The following is a 17,547-nucleotide window of genomic DNA, read 5'->3' as shown; positions in this document are numbered from 1 at the left end:
TATTAAAAAGGGGAAAATCAAATGGAATTATACGAAAAAACTATTGATGAAAAACAAATATACAAAGGTAAAATTATTGATGTTAGACTTCAAGAAGTAAAACTTCCTAATGGAAAAAAAAGTAAAAGAGAAATTGTAAAACATCCAGGTGGAGTTGCAATAGTTGCATTTAAAGATGAAAATACAATTTTGATGGTTGAGCAATTTAGAAAACCTATTGATGAATGTATTTTGGAAATACCAGCAGGTAAAATCGAAAAAGGTGAAGAGATAGAGGTATGTGCAAAAAGAGAGTTGGAAGAAGAAACAGGATATAAAAGTGATAATATGAGTTATTTAGGAAAAGTTGTTACAAGCCCAGGATTTTGCAATGAATACATTTACATTTTTAAGGCAGAAAATTTATATAAAGGAATTATAGGTGGAGATGAAGATGAATTTATAAATTTACACGAGATGAAGATTGATAAAATGAAAGATATGATAAAAAATAAAGAAATAGTAGATGCAAAAACAATATGTGCACTTATGATGCTTTAAATTAATAGGAATATAAATCCTCTTAAAATCATAAATATTAGAGAATAATAAACAGAGGAGGATTTATATGCTAAGCAATCTTCAAGGTAATTTGAATAATCATGTAAAACAAAATATGTGGCTTTATTTATCAAGCATAATTTGTATATTTATAGGAATGATATTAGGAGTCTATTATGTAAAATATATGGCTTCAAGTGATAAAGGTAACATATCTACATATCTTGTAAGCTTTGTTAATAATTTGGAAAATTTTAATATAGATTCTAAAGATATTTTTTTACTAGCAATGAAAAACAACATACCATTATTAATTGTAATATGGTTTTTAGGATTAACTATAATTGGTTTGCCCATTATATTAGGTACAAATATATTAAAAGGTTTTACATTAGGATTTAGCATAAGTTCATTAATTAGTAGTTTAGGTGGTAAAGGTATATGGATAAGTATTTTGGGGATAATTCCCCAAAATATTATATACATACCTTGCATAGTATTTGTATCAGTAGTTGCAATGGAGTTTTCACTTACCATTATTAAAAATAGAATAAATAAGCAGTGGACTACAAATATTTTACAAAGAGTTGCATCTTACTCTTTTATATTTTTAATAGTGTTTATATTACTTTTTTTAGGATACTTTATTGAAGGATATTTAACTCCTAATGTAGTTAAATTAATTGTTTAAGTTAATTTTGGTATTCCATTCAAAATTTAAGTTATATTAAAAAAATATGATATATTTGATATTATATAAATAAAATTTCAAAAAATGTCTTGAATATTGTTCTAAAATATTTTAGTATAAAATTAAAGATAATTATAGGAGTAATATTATGAATAATGATTTGTTACCTGGATACATTGAAAGTATTAAAAAAAAGAAATTATCAGATAATACTATGGATGCTTATATTCGAGATATTAAACGTTTTATAGAGTTTACAGTAAACAGAGAGGAAGATATCTTAAATATTGATGTAGTAACTGTAATGGCTTATGTACAGAGTTTACAACGACAAGGTATGGCTAATAGTTCTATAGTAAGGAATATTGTTTCAATAAGAAGTTTTTATAGATATCTTATAATTAATGGATTTGTAGAAGAAGATCCAACATTTAAATATGAGATTCCAAAAATAAAAAGAAATTTACCAGACATATTAACAGTTGAAGAAGTTGATATTTTATTATCTAAACCAGATTTAAGTACGCATAAAGGTATGCGGGATAAGACAATGCTAGAGGTTATGTATGCCACTGGAATTAGAGTATCTGAGCTTTTAAATTTGACAATATATGATGTAGATGTTAAGTTAAATTATATTAAGTGTAGAGGCAGTAGAAAAAAAGAAAGAATTATTCCTATAGGTTCTTATGCAGTTAATTGCATTGAAGAGTATTTAAAGATTAGAAAGAGTTTTAATGTAAACAATCTAGATTATTTATTTTTCAATACTCACGGCGGCAAGCTTACACGTCAAGGGTTTTGGAAAATTATAAAGTATTACACAGAAGAAGCTAATATAAACAAAAATATAAATGCGTACACTTTAAGACATTCTTTTGCAGTACACTTATTACAAAATGGTGCAGATTTAAGAATAGTTCAAGAGTTATTGGGTCATTCTAATATTGCAGCTACTCAAATTTATTCAAGTGTATCAAAAAAGAGTAAGATAGCAGAAATATATAAGAAAACGCATCCAAGAGCTTAATCATACGTGGTTATTCACGTATTTATTTTAAATATAAAACAACTAAGGAGGAACAAAAATGGAATTAGCAAGAATAAAGGAAAGTGTTGAATATGTAAAAGGAATTTTAAATGATGAACCAGAAATCGGTATCATTTTAGGTTCTGGACTAGGAGTTTTAGCAGAAGAAGTTGAAGATAAAGTAATAATTAAATATGCAGATATTCCTAATATGCCAACATCAACAGTAAAAGGTCATGCAGGTCAATATGTTTTTGGTAAATTAAATGGTAAAAAAGTTATAATGATGCAAGGTAGATTTCATTATTATGAAGGCAATAAAATGGAAACATTATCATTACCAGTTTATATAATGAAAAATCTAGGAGTAAAGAATTTAATAGTTACTAATGCTGCTGGTGGAGTAAATACAGAATTTAAACCTGGCGATTTAATGTTAATAAATGATCATATAAATTTTGCATTTAACAATCCATTAATGGGCAAGAATGAAGAAGAAATTGGACCAAGATTCCCAGATATGTCAGAAGCTTATAGCAAAGACTTAATAAAATTAGCAAAAGATGTTGCATCAAAACTTGATGTTGATGTAAAAGAGGGAGTTTATTTAATGATGACTGGTCCTACATATGAAACACCTGCAGAAATAAGAATGGTAAGAGCATTAGGTGGAGATGCTGTAGGAATGTCAACAGTACCAGAAGTTATAGCAGCAAATCATTGTGGATTAAAAGTTTTAGGTATTTCATGTATAACTAATATGGCAGCAGGAATACTTGATCAACCATTAAATCATGCAGAAGTTATTGAAACTTCAAATAGAGTAAAAAATACATTTATAAAACTTGTTAAAGAAATAGTTAAAAGTATGTAATTGTGTAGTTTAATAAACAAAATTTAGGATAGTTAAAGTGGGGTATGATTATGAATTTATTAGAAAAAATTAATAAGGCAAAAGAATATATTTATTCTATTGATAATTCTAAGATTGATTCAGCTATAATACTTGGAAGTGGACTTGGAAGTATTGTTGATGATATTGATAATAAAAAGGTCATCAAATATAAAGATATTCCTGGATTTCCTGTTTCAACAGTAAAGGGTCATGCAGGCGAATTAATAATAGGGGACTTAAATGGAAAAAAAGTAATAGCTATGAATGGTAGATTTCACTATTATGAAGGCAACACTATGGAAGCGGTTACCTTCCCTGTAAGAGTAATGAAAGCATTAGGTATAGAGAAGATTATAGTTACAAATGCAGCTGGTGGAATGAATCCTAATTTTGAAGCTGGAGATTTAATGCTAATAACAGATCATATAAATTTAATAGGGGATAACCCTTTGATGGGAAAAAATTATGATGAGTTAGGAGCAAGATTCCCAGATATGTCAGAAGCCTATAATAGGGAACTTGGCAAATTAGTAGAAAAATGTGCAAAAGAATTGGATATAAAAATTCAAAAGGGTGTTTATATTGCTCTATCAGGTCCAACATATGAAACACCTGCTGAACTAAGATTACTTAGAAGAATAGGTGGAGATGCTGTAGGAATGTCTACTGTTCCTGAGGTAATAGTTGCCAATCATATGTCTATGAAAGTTATAGGAATATCATGTATTACAGATATGGCACTAGCCGATGAGTTAGAACCATTAGACCATGCAAAAGTGGTTGAAACCGCTAACAGAGCAAAGGTTAAGTTTGTATCTTTAGTAAAAGAAGTAGTTAAACAGTTATAATACAAAGAAGAGGGATTGTCTTAAAATAGAAAGTAATTTCTGTGGCAAGGCAGTCTCTTTTTTTTATTATTTTTTGTAGTAATAATATTTTGCAATATTGGTAAAAATAATTATGTAAAATTTTTCGAAGGGAAGGATGGAAATGAAAAAAAATAGTAAATTTATTTTAAGCTCAGTTCTGATTTTTTGTTTTTTGATACAATTTAAACCAATTATTGCGAAAGCAGAAACAAATGATGAAAATATAAAAATTGAAGCAAAATCTGCACTACTAATGGAACCAGAAAGTGGCAAAATAATATTTGACAAAAATTCACATGAAAAGTTTGCACCAGCTTCTGTTACAAAAATAATGACAATGCTTTTAACAATGGAAAATGTTGATAAAGGGAAAATAAAATTAAGTGATAAAGTAACTGTTAGTGAAAATGCAAAGAAAATGGGTCAAGGTGGAAATAGTAGTATGCTGCTAGATACTGGCGAGGTAAGAACGGTAGAAGAACTTTTAAAAGGAGTAGCAATAGCATCAGGAAATGATGCAGCAGTTGCATTAGCTGAATATATAGGCGGCAGTGAAGAAAATTTTGTAGTTATGATGAATAAAAAAGCAAAAGAATTAGGCATGAAGGATACTACATTTAAAAATTGTCACGGTATTTCAGCAGAAGGACATTTGACAAGTGCCTGCGACATATCAATAATGTCAAGAGAGTTGTTAAAACATCCTAAAATTTTAAAATATACTGGTACATATATGGAAACTATATCTGAAGGAAGAAAAAGTCCTATAGGGTTAGTAAATCATAATAAACTAGTTAGATTTTTTAAAGGTTGTGACGGATTAAAAACTGGTTTTACAAATGAAGCAAAATATTGTATTTCAGCTACAGCTAAAAGAGATGGGGTTAGAATGTTAGCTATAATAATGGGAGCCCCAACTTATAAGGTGAGAAATAGAGATGCAAGTATGTTAATGAACTATGGATTTTCAAAATTCGAAATAAAGAAAGTTCTAACAAAAGGTCAAACTGTAGATACTATTAAATTAAATAAAAAAGGAAGTAGATTTTTTATTGCAAAGAGTAGTAAGAATCTAAGCGCAATAGTTGAAAAAGGCTCAAATAGCAAGATAACTAAAAAATGTGTCATAAACAAAAAGAAAAAAGAATATAAAAAAGGTGAAATAGTTGGAAATTGCGAAGTATATATAGGAGATAAACTTTACACTAAGATTCCAATATATAGCGATAGAGATGTAAGGGCATATACTATTTTTGATAATATAAAATTAAATTTCAGTAAGTTATTTGATTTTGCAGTTTAAATTTATATTTTACAACTTTCACAGGATAAAAATACTGTTTAGCGAAGGAAAATAATATATTGCGTAAGAAACATTTGAACAAAGTTTACAAGATCTTAGTTTTACGAATTTGAAAAAAGTTATTTTTTAATTACTGATTCCTACGGAATATTAATTAAAAAATCTTTTTTCAATATGAGTAAAGCTTAGAACTTGTTACTGAAGTGAAAGGTTTCAGAGAAATATATCATTTCCCGAAGCAACCGTATTTCATTTGCGAGAGTTGAGATTTTAATCAAGAAGGCATGTATTGCACAAAAGACAGTTAAGATAAAGGTCTTGGAAGCAATATATGCCTTTGTTTTGCTTTGGTAGTATAGTATAATAATATGGTGAAAATAAGGTGGAAAGGTTGTTACATTTGGATATAATAAATAATTTTGATACTAAAGAAAAAGATATTTTAGAGCAGCTTATCAAATTTTTTAAAGATAATGATATAAATGCTTATATTGTTGGTGGAGCTGTGCGTGATTTTTTATTGCACAAAAAACCAAAAGATATTGATATATGTGTAGATACAGATCCTATTTTATTCATTGAAAATATATCTAATGTTAAAAAGATTAATTATTACGAAAAATTTCAAACTTCTACTCTATTATTTAATAATGGAGTGCAAATTGATATAATTAGGTGTAGAAAAGAAATATATAAATATAAAGGTTCACTTCCAGATATAATCCCTTCACATATTAAAGATGATTTATATAGAAGAGACTTTACCGTAAATGCCATGGCATATGATTTGATTAATGATGAATTGATTGATATATTTGGTGGATTGAAAGATTTAAAAAATAAAAAATTAAAAAAGATAAGAGAAAATACTTATTATGAAGATGCTACAAGAATTTTCAGAGCTGTAAGATATTCTGTTAGATGTGATTTAAAATTAGTTGATGAAAAAGAGATTATGGAGTGTGTAAAGAATAAAGTATTAAACACTGTAAGTAATGATAGAATAATAAAAGAGTTACTTCTTATATGTGAAGAAGATAAGTGGATAGAAATGTATAGAAAGTGTTCAGAGGTTGAAATATTAGATTTAAATCTTGGGATGTTAGGAAAAGATAATAAGTTGTTTAAATATGATGATAAGACTCTACGATTACTTAATTTATTTTTAAGTTTAAAAGACAAGAGTTTTAAGTATAAATTCATAGATAATTCAATTATAGATAAAGATATTAAACAAGCTTTTAAAAATATATATTATGATGAAATAAATTCAAAGGAATTATTTTTATATAGTGATAATGATAGAATATATAAAGTTTTAAACAAACTAAATCCATATGATATTATGTTAATGTCATGGGATAAAACATTAGTTTATAAGATTATATGTTTCAATAAAATGAAAGAATTGGATTATGATATAAAAGGTAAGGATATAATAGAAATGTCATCAGAAAGAGGGAAAATTATTGGAGAAATTATTGAGTATTTTAATAATCTTCAATTAAATACAAATCTCGAATTAGGTAAACAATATGTTAAAGAAAATATAGGAGAGATTATTAATGTCATTAAAAATAAAAATACATAATTTTGAAGGACCATTTGATTTATTACTGCATCTTATAAAAAAGAATAAAATGGATATTTATGATATAAAAATACATGAAATTACTAATCAATACTTAGAATATATTAATAGTATGAAAGAAATGGACCTAGAAATTACTTCAGAATTTATAGTTATTGCAGCTACTTTATTAGAAATTAAATCAAGATTATTACTTCCTAAAAGAAAAGAAGAAAATGATGAAAATGATGAAAATATGGATCCTAGAAAAGAATTAATGGACAAGTTAATTGAATATAATAAATTTAAAAAGGTTGCAGCATTTTTGAAAGAAAGAGAAAATACTGCAGGGATAGTTTTTAGTAAAAAACCTGAGATTATTGAGAATAAAAAAATAGATAAAAGTTTAGATTTCTTAAAAAAGGTTACTATGCTTGACCTTTTTAACATTTATAATTCTGTTATGAATAGGTATATAAATAAAACTAATCACAATAATTCTATTAAAAAAGAAATGATAATTGACAATTTTAAAGTTGAAGATAAAATGACTTACTTGAAAAACAAAATTAACGAGAAGTCAAAATTTAAATTTTCAGAAGTTATCGAAGAATGTTCAGTTAAGATAGAGGTAGTAGTTACATTTTTAGCACTACTAGAATTAATAAAACTAAAAGTAATAAATGTATATCAAGATGGTAATTTTACAGAAATATATTTAGAAGGGACAGTAAATAGTGATGGAAAATAACATAGATCAAATAGAAATAGAACAAGTTTCTAGAAAAAAGAAGTTTTTTTCTATAATAGAATCCTTATTGTTTGTTAGTGGAGAACCATTAAAAATTAATCAAATAGCTTCAATTCTAAGTTCCTCTATAAAATATACAAAGCAGTTGTTAAATGAAATGATGGATTGCTATAACAGGGAAGAAAGAGGTATAAAAATAATAAAAATAGATGAATGTTATCAATTAGTTACAAGAAGTGAAAATAGTGAGTATGTTCAAAAGCTTTTAAAAGTAAATGTAAAACATTCTTTATCGCAAGCTTCATTAGAGACTTTAGCAATTATTGCATATAAACAACCTATAACAAGAATAGATGTTGAAGAAATAAGAGGGGTAAAATGTGATAAGGCAATATCAAGACTTTCAGAAAAAGAACTTATAAAGGAATGTGGCAGAAAAGAAGTTCCAGGTAGACCTATTTTATATGCTACAAGTGACAAATTTTTAAAACATTTTGGACTAGAGAAGGTAAAGGATTTACCAGCTTTACAAGAGCTTACAAATGATATAACACATGAAGATATAATAGATCAAAATGAAAAAGAAGATAAGGAAAATTAATATTCCTTATCTTCATATGCATCAAATTGTTCTTCTAAATTATCTTTACAACAATCTTTATCTTTTTTCTTTTTATTATTAGCCATTTCTTTTATCATATCAAAAACTTGAGGAACAGAATCTATCATTTTTTCATAAGTATTTTCTGCATCTAATGAAAGTAAGCGAACAGAGTCACCCTTCATTACTAAAAATGCTACGGGTTTAACTGACACGCCTGCACCAGAACCTCCTCCAAAAGGTAATTTAGGATTAGGTTCAGGAGTTTGTTTTGTAGAAAATTCACTTCCCCCAGATGCAAAACCAAAAGATACTTTAGAGATAGGTAAAATTAAATCACCATCTTTTGATTCTATTGGAGTACCTACAATAGTATTTACGTCTATCATATCTTTTAAATTTTCTAATGTAGTTTTCATTAAATTTTCTATAGAATTATTTTCCACTAATATTCCTCCTTCATCTTAAAATTATTTGAATTAGTAGGTTTATTTTTGTATTTTTTTGATATACTTAAAATTTTAAATATCATATATATAACTTTTACTATATTTGCAAAAATTATACTCGATATTTGAATGTTAATTTCTTTTTTATTAAAGTTTGGATTAATATGATACTTATATTTTTTTACTTTGAAAAAATTACTCAAAAATTTATATATATAAGCAGGCATAGTGTTGATAAGTCCAAAAAGTAGGGCAGTTTTTGCTGCATCATCAGTACCAATTGATAAATAATATTTAAACTTTAAACTAGGCTTAAATAAAGGGTTAAATTCTAATATGTTATATATATTTATAAGGATGTCTTTAGTGAGTTTTTTTGTTTGAAAATATTTTAGTTTAGATCTTTTCTTCTTTTTCTTTTTAGAGTCCGTATCTTTAGTTTTTTTTAAATCTATTTTTTTATTATAAAAGTATAGTTCAAATTTATTATCCATAAATTTCAATTGTATTTTTATTGGTATAGGAAATAATAAAAATATAATAACTATGGCCGCAAAAAATAAAAACATACACATTCCTCCAATTGTTCTAATTTATAGTTTAACCAAATATGGAAAATTTATTAATTTAATTTTCGGAGATGAAAGCAATCGCTGCGGGAAATGATATGTTGCGTTGTTTGTTTTATGTTTCTTATGCAATATATCATTTCCCTTCGCTAAACAGTACTTTTATCCTGCGAAAAGGGAAATCAAATATGAGGTGATATAATGGTAAAGAAAGTAAAAAGGATATCCATTTTTTTGTTTAGTATAATGATATTAAATATGTGTACCATTACAAACGTAGAAGCTGTTTCTAAAAAGAAAATGTATATAAATGCAAGGGCTGCAGTTGCGCTAGATGCAAATACAAAACAGGTGTTATACGGTAAAAATTCAGAAAGTATAATTCCCATGGCAAGTACAACTAAAATAATGACTTCGTTGGTTGCTTTAAAATATGGAAATTTAGATGAAAAAATAATAATTTCCAAAAATGCTTCAAAAATAAGAGGATCAAAGGTTGGATATAAAGAAGGAGAAGGTGTTTCATTAAAAGAACTATTATATGGATTAATGCTTAAATCTGGTAATGATGCAGCTATTGCTATTTCAGAAGGAATTGCAGGAAGTGTAGAAAAGTTTGTTGCACTTATGAATGAATATGCAGTTTCAATTGGGGCGTGTAATACACATTTTGAATCACCACATGGTTTAGATAGTGACAATCACTATTGTACAGCATATGAGTTAGCTTTGATAACATCAAAGGCTAAGGAAATTCCATTGTTTAATCAAATTGTAAGCTGTAAGAGTATTGATAAAAGTACTTCAGGGTTTACAAGAAGTTATAGAAATATAAATAAGATATTGTGGCAAATTCCAGGGGCAAATGGTGTTAAAACTGGGTATACAGGTAATGCTGGAAAATGTTTAGTTACTTCAGTTAAATTAGATAATAGTGAAATTGTAATTGTAATCTTAAATTCAAATACAAGATGGAAAGAAACAAGAAAAATATATGATTTTGTAAAAAGTAATTATGGTTTTGTAAAAATAGCATCAAAGGGTCAGATTATGGATACTCTTAAAATAGATGAAAAGAGTAAAGTGGATTTATGCAGCAGCAAGGACATTATAGTTCCAGTTAAAAAGGGTACAAATTATTATAAAAAGGTAATTAAACCTAGAAATTGTATTAAGGATTCATTAGTTAAAGGGGAACAAATTGGTAGTTTGGTTGTATGTAATGATAATAAGGAGACGTTATACAAAACTAGTCTTGTGTGTAAGGATAATTTAATAGTAAAACCTCATATAAAAAGATTTAGATTCTTTGATAAGATAAAAGAAAAGTTTTCTAAGTGATAAAGTGCCGCATTGGCACTTCTATTTTTATAGAATAGTTGGCAAAAATTGCACAAAAGGATACTCATAAGGAATTACTAAAACAATTATTTTAGGGGGAATACATGAAGTATTTATTGAATAAAAGTAATTGAGGGGGTGTTTTTTTGAGCAAGGAATCATTACAAACTCATGTTAAAGTCTTAGGAGTGCTTTATATAATAATAGGGTGTATGTATGTTTTAACATATGCAATTATTGCTGGAGCACTAACAGGAGTTGGAGCTTTTATTAAAGAATATAATGTACCAGCTATGTGTACTTCTTTGGGTTCTGCAATAATAAGTATATTTATGATACTAGGAGTACCATATATAGTAGAAGGTATAGCATTATTAAAAAATAAATCTTGGTCAAGGATATTGGGATTTATTTTAGGGGGTATTAGTTTAATAAAGTTCCCTATAGGTACAGCATTAGGTGTATATACTATAGTTATATTAGTTCAAAATAATATAAAAGATGTGCTTAAAGAATGAAGTGTCAATATGGCACTTCATTCTTTAAATACATCTTTGTTTACATAAATATAATTATGTAAGTAAAATAAAAAGTAAACTTAAATGAAAAGAATTTATAGAAATTATAGACAATGTATAAATTGAATTTAGAGATAGAAAGTTATCTTATTAATCTTTTTTACAAAAGTTTAATAAAAATTAAAGTAATATAAAAAAATTCTGTAGAAAAATTTCCAGCGTGTATCGACAAATTTATGTTTGATATGTTACAATACATATAAAACAGTAAAATATTAGACATATTAACTTAATTTATTTAATAGTGAATTTTAAAGTAATTATTCATATTATTACATGAATAAGATTATATATAGTTTTAAAATTTAGGAGGATCATATGGATAAAAACTACAATTTTCAAGTCAATCTAGATGGAATTATTTCATTACTTTCAGATAATTTATATAGTAATCCAGGAGTATTTGTAAGAGAAGTATTACAAAATGCAGTGGATGCTATTACAGCACATAAAAAAATAAATAAAGACTTAGAAGGTGCCATTAATTTTGAATTATATGATGACACCTTAATTATTGAAGACAACGGGGTAGGATTGACATTAGAAGATATTCATGCCTTTTTATCAGTTATTGGACAATCCTCAAAACGTGAAAGTTTAAAAGTAAGTAAAAGTGATTTTATAGGAAGATTTGGGATAGGGTTACTATCCTGTTTTATTGTGTGCGATGAGATAACTGTAATAACAAAGTCTATAAATAGTGATGAAGTATATGAGTGGAAAGGTAGAAATGATGGTACATATTCCATAAAGAAAATAGAAGCAGACTTGGAGTCAGGAACAAGGGTATATCTTAAATCAAAAAAAGGATATGAAGAATTTTTTGATTATGATTATATTTACAATACTTTGAAATATTATGGTAAGTTTTTACCTTATCAGATTACATTAAATAGTGCAGATAAAAGTAAAAGAATCAATAAATATTTTGTTCCATGGAAGAAAGATGTATTTAATAAAGAATATTGGCTTCTAATAGGAAAAGAAGAGTTTAAAGAAAATTTTATAGATTGTATACCTATGAAATCTAAAACAGGAAATATAAATGGAGCAGCTTACATTTTATCTAGAAGAGTTAGTATTTCTTCAAAAATAAAAGGAAAAATTTATGTAAAAGATATGTTTGTATCAGATAGCTGTGACAAATTAATGCCATCTTGGGCATTTTTCATAAAACCAATACTTAATGCTGAAAATATGAGACTTACAGCATCTAGAGAAGATTTCTTTGAAGATAGTACTTTAGAAAAAGTAAGAAATGAGATTTCAGAGTGCATTAAAAATTACTTTTATAAGTTAGCAGCAACTGATAAGAAAAAATTAGTTGAAATTATTAATGTACATTACGATTCTTTAAAGCTTATGGCTATTGAAGATGATGAGCTTTATAGAATAATGATTAATTATATTCCTTTTGAAACTTCTTTAGGAAGAAAAACTCTTTGGAATATTTACGAAGAATATAAATACATAAAGTATACATCTACTGTGGATGAATTTAAGCAAATTGAAAAAACTGCAAAAGCTCAAGATATTTGTATCATCAATGGAGGATACGTAAATGACATAGAATTAATAGAAAAGTTTAATGAATGTATTAATGACTATGTTGTAGAGAGAATAAGACCAGAAGATATTACAGAAGAATTTGAAGAATTGACTATTGATGAAATGAATGAAGTTTTTAACTTTGTAAATTTTGCAGACAAAGTTCTAATGAAAGAAAGATGTATTTGTAGCATAAAAAAATTTAATCCTTCAGAAATTCCAAGTATATACAATATTAGTGAAGAAGCAAAGTTTTTGAAAGAGATTGAAAATACTAAAGAAGAAGCCTTTAGTGTTGAAGATAATCTATTTGGAGAGATAGCAGGTATTTTCCAAAATCAAATTGAAGGAAGTTGTGCTAATCTATGTTTTAACTACAATAATTTTTTAGTAAAACAGCTTGTAAATTGCAGTGATAAAAAACTTAAGAAAACAGTTATAGAAATACTTTATGTGCAGAGTTTGATGCTTGGTCATCATCCTATAAAAAAAATAGATAATGAATTATTTACAGGTGGTATAAATACATTAATAAACTTAGTTTTAGATAGGAGACAGTAAGATGAGTTATAAAGAAGATGCGTTGAAATATGTATATGAAGCATATAAATATAAAAATAAAGATAAATATAAGCTTGCGCTGTTAGAGAAAGCAGTAAATATTGCTGGACAGCATGATGATGTATTATTTGAAATGTACTGTAGATTTGACTTAATAGATGCTTATGTATTTTCGGGAGAAATAATAAAAGCATTTATGCATTTTACATGGTGTCAAGCTCAAAGAAAAAAAGGATACACAGATGATAAAGTAATTTACAACAGTATTTGGCATCATAAATACATATCAAGTGAGATTACTGAATTTACATCTATATCTTGTGAAAAAATAAATAATGTTTATGAAAATATGAAAAAAATATTTATAGAAAACAATGTAAGTCTTAAATCTTATTATAGTTTAAGAATAGAAGCTTATATGAGTGGAATTGACAATGGTACAGATATACAAGAGTATTATAAAAAGTTTTTACTTGAACCTGAAGATGAGGAATATGACGATTGTAGGGCGTGTACGTTAGATGCTATAGTTAGATATTATATATTTTTAGGAAAATATGAAAAAGCTTTAAAAGAAGCTAAAAATATTATTAACGGTACACTAAAATGTGCACAAATACCTCATGTCACTTTTGCAAAATTATTATTACCATTATATGAGTTAAAGAAATATGAATTAGCAGAAACATTACAAAGAAAAGGAATAAGACTTATTAATGGTGATAAAGTTTTTGTAACAGAAATAGGGTTTCATATGATGTATCTTGCACTTACTAATCCAGAAAAGGGAATTAAAGTTTTTGAAAAGAACTATTCAAATTTTTTAAAAGCTAATATGGACAGTTCAAAGATGTGGTTTAATGTTGGAGCATATGCTTTGTTTTCAAAACTACAGGAAAATGAAGTTGAAATTGTAAAGATAAAGGTTCCTACAAGTTCTAAAATATATTCAGAGGATGGATACAATGTAAGTGAGTTAAGTGAATTTTTTAGAAATGAAAGTATGAGTATTATGGATGCGTTTGATAAAAGAAATAACAATAGTATTGTATCAGATGATGTAAAGAGGTATTTGAAAATTTGCATTGGCAAGGAATAGTGATTCTAAACTTCGATAAATGATATTTTTTCTGCGAAAGTTGAGTTGAAAATAAATTAAAGGAAGGAAGAAAAATATGTTTGGTAAAATAACAAGTATGGAAACAGCAAAAAAAGTAGCAAGTCAAGGAGTGATTGCATCTATCTTTATAGCAATTATTACAACTATAAGTATTGCATTGAGTATGAGTGGACATGCTATTTTGGATGTTGATTATTGGACTTTTATTGATGTAGGACTTGTACTTATAATTGCATTTGGAATACATAAAATGTCAAGAATTGCAGCTATTTTAGGACTAGTATTTTATACAGCTGAAAAAGTAATGGCAATAGTATTAAGTGGAGGAAGATTCAGCTTTTTGATAATAGTTTTTATTATAGCATACATAGAAGGTATAAGAGGAACTTTTGCATATCACAAATATAAAAAACAAGCAAAAAATATGGATATAAGTGATTAATAAAAAAGGCACATATTGCTTTGTAAAAACACCGTAAAATTCATTTGAATGATACGGTGTTTTTTCAAATTTAAAAAATATTTTTTAAATTTTAGTATCAATTAATCCGTTATATCTTCTAAAATGTAAGATAATTTTGCAAATAATAAAAGAAGCTATGTAAGGAAATGAAAGTATAAAAGTTAGAAAATGGGCTAATTGATATGGTGGTCTATTCCATATATTAATAAACACACAACATGTAAAAAATATCACAAATATATACCCAAAAAAATCTAAGGAACTTGTAGTTATTAAAATATATATTAAGAAAAAACTTGATATTGGTAATATACCTAATAGGAAAACATGAGCAGAAATACTTAGTTCTTTTGGTTAATTATCTTTTTAAAGTAAGACCATGCAAAATAAATTATAATTCCTACTAATAGTAATAAAAATAAATTTGATAAACCTAAATACCTCATATTTAGTATCCCCCTTTTAACGAATTCACTTTATTTTATAATTTAAATTCAATCATTACCAATTATACCATATAATACTAAATAATTTATATAATTTACATATATGAATTCGTTTGAATGATACTATGTTTTTCAAATTGTTTGTTTTTTTAGGTTGCTGCGTTTAATAAGAATATTGCAAAATAAATTTGTTCTTCGCTTATGGGTATACTATAACTAAATAAATACTAGATATAATATAGTAAAATGTGATGAACGGTTGGTGATTAGATGAAAAGACCAAAAATTATATTAGTTATTGGATTAGTGATAAGTATTTTAATTGTAACATTACCTAGTTGGTGGGAAAATAAATATTGTTTTAATCCGTTAATTACTAATGATAAAAATAAATTAAGAGAAAAAGCAGCGGTAGAGCGTTTAAAATCATTAGAACCAGATAATCCTAAAAATATCAATGATTCACCATTTTTTCAATATCCATTTCCCTCTAAAGTTTATTCTATTTCAGAAGTGATTGAAAAAGGGAGTAAGATAAATTCACCACCAGCATATAATAACCCAAATTGGAAACAACAAGCATATAAAGAATATTGGCATAGTGACTATGGTCGTTGGAGTTATGTGCCTAATAGGATTCATTATGCAATGCATAGATTATTTACAACATACACTACTGCATCTATAAATTATGATTTTATTCATAATTTAGGAATATATGAAGAAAGTCATCAATTTCCTTTATTAGATAATCCTTTAGCTTTTATTCGTACAGTAGTAATTAAATCAAAAATTTTAAAAATCATTACGTATGGCAATCAAGTTGTAATAATTACAAAGCCTCAAAGGTATGGTTTGCAGGTCTATGATATACCAACTGAACAAATTAAACCCATGAATCCAAAAGAACCAATTCTATTTCAATTAGTTACGGAATTAGGGGATGAAATTGATTACACACTTATAGATTATGTTGATAAAAAATTTAAATGATAGCTTGGAATTTACATACTAATTCCTACTTTAAGATTGCATTAAATTTATAAGAAAATCAGCTGTTGAAATTATATTTTGGAAAAAGCCATACATGAAAGTGGTTTGAACGTTCTTCTTGAATAATAACTATTTCATTGATATCACTAATTTTATTTAAAGCTAATCTAGATTTGTATATAAGGTTAGTAAGTTCTGTTACTTCATCTAAAGTTAATTGATTAATTGATTTTAGATGTTTTTTTGATGCTATTGTATTTAAATAAGAATAAGGTTGCTGCAGGGTTGTGTATAAGTACATAGTAAAAGCGTAATAACTAAAAGTATAGTTGTTACGCTAACCTACGATTATTGAAAAAATGAGTATATACTTCTAGATTATTCAGTTATCAAATTACGAATATAAATTGGTGAAGATCCTGTGTTTGTCATAGACAAAATATCAATGGGAAAGGTAGAACCAAGATTTAAATTGACAGTGTTTATAGTTTCCAAAATTGTAACAACTTGAAGTGGAAGTCCGTAAGCAAGAATTGATATTTCTGAACTAGTCCCAGGATCAGTCTTAGCATCAAATGTAATTTTACTTATTTCAGGGGGTATAAGAGGTAAAGGATAACTTGCTCCTGGAGCTAATTCAATCCATTCTTGTTCTTCTTCATACACTACAGTAAACCATATACATTCAGGCTTTAATTTTTTAGTAGATAACAATTTCAACTTTGAAACTTTTTTGTTTAAATCCCATCTACAAGGACATTGACAAAGACATTTCTTGTCAGTTGGTTCTCCGTCAACTAAAAGCCATATAGTGGCTTTATTTCTTTTACATTTATTACACATATACTTACAGTAACTAAACTCAACATATTTAATTTTTCGGTCATGTATTATATCTATATCATATTCATATTTTTTCTTATTATTTTTTCGCTTGTATATACATATATATATACAATTACTACCTTTACTACAACAGTAATGATTGGAATATTTCATATATTTCAACCTCGCCTTAACATTTTATTTTTTCCTTTACTATATAATATGAATTACTGACAATGAATGTACTAAATTTACAATACTAAACAGAAACTGCATATTTAATAATTTCAACATTTGCATTTTCTGTTTTAATACTCTTAGTCAGTTCCCATACTTTAATCTGTTTCTATATATTAATCAATATCTACTTTGTAAAGTTTGTCCTTTTATGTGTTATAATATAT

At 26.5% G+C, this 17,547-nt stretch carries 19 protein-coding genes; 15 read left to right on the top strand and 4 right to left on the bottom strand.

All coding sequences use genetic code 11. The features are described from left to right. Window positions 1-21 precede the first annotated feature (21 nt). The 9 genes from ACFIJ5_RS11025 to scpB all read left to right on the top strand — a co-directional run bounded on the left by ACFIJ5_RS11025 (window position 22) and on the right by scpB (window position 8,250). Window positions 22-540 carry an NUDIX hydrolase gene (locus ACFIJ5_RS11025; protein WP_379806962.1) on the top strand — a complete coding sequence of 173 codons (519 nt, stop codon included), beginning with the start codon at window positions 22-24 and terminating at the stop codon, window positions 538-540. Window positions 541-607: 67 nt separating this feature from the next. Next, entirely contained in the window at window positions 608-1,231 is a 624-nt protein-coding gene (spoIIM, locus tag ACFIJ5_RS11020) for a stage II sporulation protein M (protein ID WP_379806960.1), read from the top strand. 148 nt (window positions 1,232-1,379) lie between these two features. After that, window positions 1,380-2,261 (top strand): site-specific tyrosine recombinase XerD, encoded by an 882-nt coding sequence (gene xerD, locus ACFIJ5_RS11015; RefSeq protein WP_379806958.1) that lies wholly within the window; start codon window positions 1,380-1,382, stop codon window positions 2,259-2,261. Window positions 2,262-2,319: 58 nt separating this feature from the next. After that, complete coding sequence (locus tag ACFIJ5_RS11010; protein ID WP_379806956.1) at window positions 2,320-3,135, top strand: purine-nucleoside phosphorylase; 816 nt, start codon at window positions 2,320-2,322, stop codon at window positions 3,133-3,135. Window positions 3,136-3,185: 50 nt separating this feature from the next. After that, window positions 3,186-4,004, top strand: coding sequence for a purine-nucleoside phosphorylase (locus tag ACFIJ5_RS11005; RefSeq protein ID WP_379806954.1), 819 nt, complete (start codon window positions 3,186-3,188; stop codon window positions 4,002-4,004). A gap of 142 nt (window positions 4,005-4,146) precedes the next feature. Further along, window positions 4,147-5,328 carry a D-alanyl-D-alanine carboxypeptidase family protein gene (locus ACFIJ5_RS11000; RefSeq protein WP_379806952.1) on the top strand — a complete coding sequence of 394 codons (1,182 nt, stop codon included), beginning with the start codon at window positions 4,147-4,149 and terminating at the stop codon, window positions 5,326-5,328. A gap of 382 nt (window positions 5,329-5,710) precedes the next feature. Next, window positions 5,711-6,919, top strand: coding sequence for a tRNA nucleotidyltransferase/poly(A) polymerase family protein (locus tag ACFIJ5_RS10995; RefSeq protein ID WP_379806950.1), 1,209 nt, complete (start codon window positions 5,711-5,713; stop codon window positions 6,917-6,919). Beyond that, window positions 6,894-7,649 (top strand): segregation/condensation protein A, encoded by a 756-nt coding sequence (locus ACFIJ5_RS10990; RefSeq protein ID WP_379806948.1) that lies wholly within the window; start codon window positions 6,894-6,896, stop codon window positions 7,647-7,649. Before ACFIJ5_RS10995 ends, ACFIJ5_RS10990 begins: the two co-directional genes overlap by 26 nt. Beyond that, window positions 7,636-8,250: an SMC-Scp complex subunit ScpB gene (gene scpB / locus ACFIJ5_RS10985; protein ID WP_379806946.1), complete on the top strand. Its 615-nt coding sequence runs from the start codon at window positions 7,636-7,638 to the stop codon at window positions 8,248-8,250. Before ACFIJ5_RS10990 ends, scpB begins: the two co-directional genes overlap by 14 nt. On the opposite strand, the gene ytfJ is transcribed toward scpB, so the two are convergent. Together ytfJ and ACFIJ5_RS10975 are read right to left on the bottom strand one after the other, a co-directional pair. After that, window positions 8,247-8,696, bottom strand: a complete 450-nt coding sequence (gene ytfJ / locus ACFIJ5_RS10980) for a GerW family sporulation protein (protein ID WP_379806944.1) — start codon at window positions 8,694-8,696, stop codon at window positions 8,247-8,249. The two genes, scpB and ytfJ, sit on opposite strands and share 4 nt — an antisense overlap. Continuing rightward, window positions 8,696-9,268, bottom strand: coding sequence for a DUF2953 domain-containing protein (locus ACFIJ5_RS10975; protein ID WP_379806942.1), 573 nt, complete (start codon window positions 9,266-9,268; stop codon window positions 8,696-8,698). The genes ytfJ and ACFIJ5_RS10975 overlap by 1 nt, the downstream gene beginning before the upstream one ends. A gap of 201 nt (window positions 9,269-9,469) precedes the next feature. Between ACFIJ5_RS10975 and ACFIJ5_RS10970 the strand changes: the two genes are divergently transcribed. The 6 genes from ACFIJ5_RS10970 (at window position 9,470) to ACFIJ5_RS10945 (ending at window position 16,318) form a co-directional block, all read left to right on the top strand. Continuing rightward, window positions 9,470-10,609, top strand: a complete 1,140-nt coding sequence (locus tag ACFIJ5_RS10970; protein ID WP_379806940.1) for a D-alanyl-D-alanine carboxypeptidase family protein — start codon at window positions 9,470-9,472, stop codon at window positions 10,607-10,609. 146 nt (window positions 10,610-10,755) lie between these two features. Next, window positions 10,756-11,127, top strand: coding sequence for a hypothetical protein (locus ACFIJ5_RS10965; protein WP_379806938.1), 372 nt, complete (start codon window positions 10,756-10,758; stop codon window positions 11,125-11,127). Window positions 11,128-11,505: 378 nt separating this feature from the next. Then, a complete protein-coding gene (locus ACFIJ5_RS10960; protein ID WP_379806936.1) occupies window positions 11,506-13,296 on the top strand; it encodes an HSP90 family protein in 1,791 nt (596 codons plus the stop codon). Window position 13,297: 1 nt separating this feature from the next. Continuing rightward, the gene (locus ACFIJ5_RS10955) at window positions 13,298-14,395 is read left to right on the top strand and encodes a hypothetical protein (RefSeq protein WP_379806934.1); all 1,098 of its coding nucleotides are present in this window, start codon (window positions 13,298-13,300) and stop codon (window positions 14,393-14,395) included. A 76-nt stretch (window positions 14,396-14,471) separates the two neighbouring features. After that, window positions 14,472-14,858: a hypothetical protein gene (locus ACFIJ5_RS10950; RefSeq protein ID WP_379806932.1), complete on the top strand. Its 387-nt coding sequence runs from the start codon at window positions 14,472-14,474 to the stop codon at window positions 14,856-14,858. A gap of 737 nt (window positions 14,859-15,595) precedes the next feature. Then, window positions 15,596-16,318: a hypothetical protein gene (locus tag ACFIJ5_RS10945; protein ID WP_379806930.1), complete on the top strand. Its 723-nt coding sequence runs from the start codon at window positions 15,596-15,598 to the stop codon at window positions 16,316-16,318. Between the two features lie 58 nt (window positions 16,319-16,376). On the opposite strand, the gene ACFIJ5_RS10940 is transcribed toward ACFIJ5_RS10945, so the two are convergent. Together ACFIJ5_RS10940 and ACFIJ5_RS10935 are read right to left on the bottom strand one after the other, a co-directional pair. Beyond that, the gene (locus tag ACFIJ5_RS10940) at window positions 16,377-16,619 is read right to left on the bottom strand and encodes a hypothetical protein (protein ID WP_379806928.1); all 243 of its coding nucleotides are present in this window, start codon (window positions 16,617-16,619) and stop codon (window positions 16,377-16,379) included. A 77-nt stretch (window positions 16,620-16,696) separates the two neighbouring features. Next, window positions 16,697-17,317 carry a hypothetical protein gene (locus ACFIJ5_RS10935; protein WP_379806926.1) on the bottom strand — a complete coding sequence of 207 codons (621 nt, stop codon included), beginning with the start codon at window positions 17,315-17,317 and terminating at the stop codon, window positions 16,697-16,699. Window positions 17,318-17,547 lie beyond the last annotated feature (230 nt).

The sequence above is a fragment of the Haloimpatiens myeolchijeotgali genome, assembly GCF_042688525.2.
Lineage (GTDB): Bacteria > Bacillota > Clostridia > Clostridiales > Clostridiaceae > Haloimpatiens.
Note: the sequence above shows the minus strand (reverse complement) of the source record. Positions and strands in the feature narration are given on the sequence as shown.

Excerpts from the sequence above, each read along its gene's own strand:
- ACFIJ5_RS11025 (WP_379806962.1), top strand. The coding sequence starts at position 22 with ATGGAATTATACGAAAAAACTATTGATGAAAAACAAATATACAAAGGT.
- spoIIM (WP_379806960.1), top strand. The coding sequence starts at position 608 with ATGCTAAGCAATCTTCAAGGTAATTTGAATAATCATGTAAAACAAAAT.
- xerD (WP_379806958.1), top strand. The coding sequence starts at position 1,380 with ATGAATAATGATTTGTTACCTGGATACATTGAAAGTATTAAAAAAAAG.
- ACFIJ5_RS11010 (WP_379806956.1), top strand. The coding sequence starts at position 2,320 with ATGGAATTAGCAAGAATAAAGGAAAGTGTTGAATATGTAAAAGGAATT.
- ACFIJ5_RS11005 (WP_379806954.1), top strand. The coding sequence starts at position 3,186 with ATGAATTTATTAGAAAAAATTAATAAGGCAAAAGAATATATTTATTCT.
- ACFIJ5_RS11000 (WP_379806952.1), top strand. The coding sequence starts at position 4,147 with ATGAAAAAAAATAGTAAATTTATTTTAAGCTCAGTTCTGATTTTTTGT.
- ACFIJ5_RS10990 (WP_379806948.1), top strand. The coding sequence starts at position 6,894 with ATGTCATTAAAAATAAAAATACATAATTTTGAAGGACCATTTGATTTA.
- ACFIJ5_RS10975 (WP_379806942.1), bottom strand. The coding sequence starts at position 9,268 with ATGTTTTTATTTTTTGCGGCCATAGTTATTATATTTTTATTATTTCCT.
- ACFIJ5_RS10970 (WP_379806940.1), top strand. The coding sequence starts at position 9,470 with ATGGTAAAGAAAGTAAAAAGGATATCCATTTTTTTGTTTAGTATAATG.
- ACFIJ5_RS10960 (WP_379806936.1), top strand. The coding sequence starts at position 11,506 with ATGGATAAAAACTACAATTTTCAAGTCAATCTAGATGGAATTATTTCA.
- ACFIJ5_RS10955 (WP_379806934.1), top strand. The coding sequence starts at position 13,298 with ATGAGTTATAAAGAAGATGCGTTGAAATATGTATATGAAGCATATAAA.
- ACFIJ5_RS10950 (WP_379806932.1), top strand. The coding sequence starts at position 14,472 with ATGTTTGGTAAAATAACAAGTATGGAAACAGCAAAAAAAGTAGCAAGT.
- ACFIJ5_RS10945 (WP_379806930.1), top strand. The coding sequence starts at position 15,596 with ATGAAAAGACCAAAAATTATATTAGTTATTGGATTAGTGATAAGTATT.
- ACFIJ5_RS10940 (WP_379806928.1), bottom strand. The coding sequence starts at position 16,619 with ATGTACTTATACACAACCCTGCAGCAACCTTATTCTTATTTAAATACA.
- ACFIJ5_RS10935 (WP_379806926.1), bottom strand. The coding sequence starts at position 17,317 with ATGAAATATTCCAATCATTACTGTTGTAGTAAAGGTAGTAATTGTATA.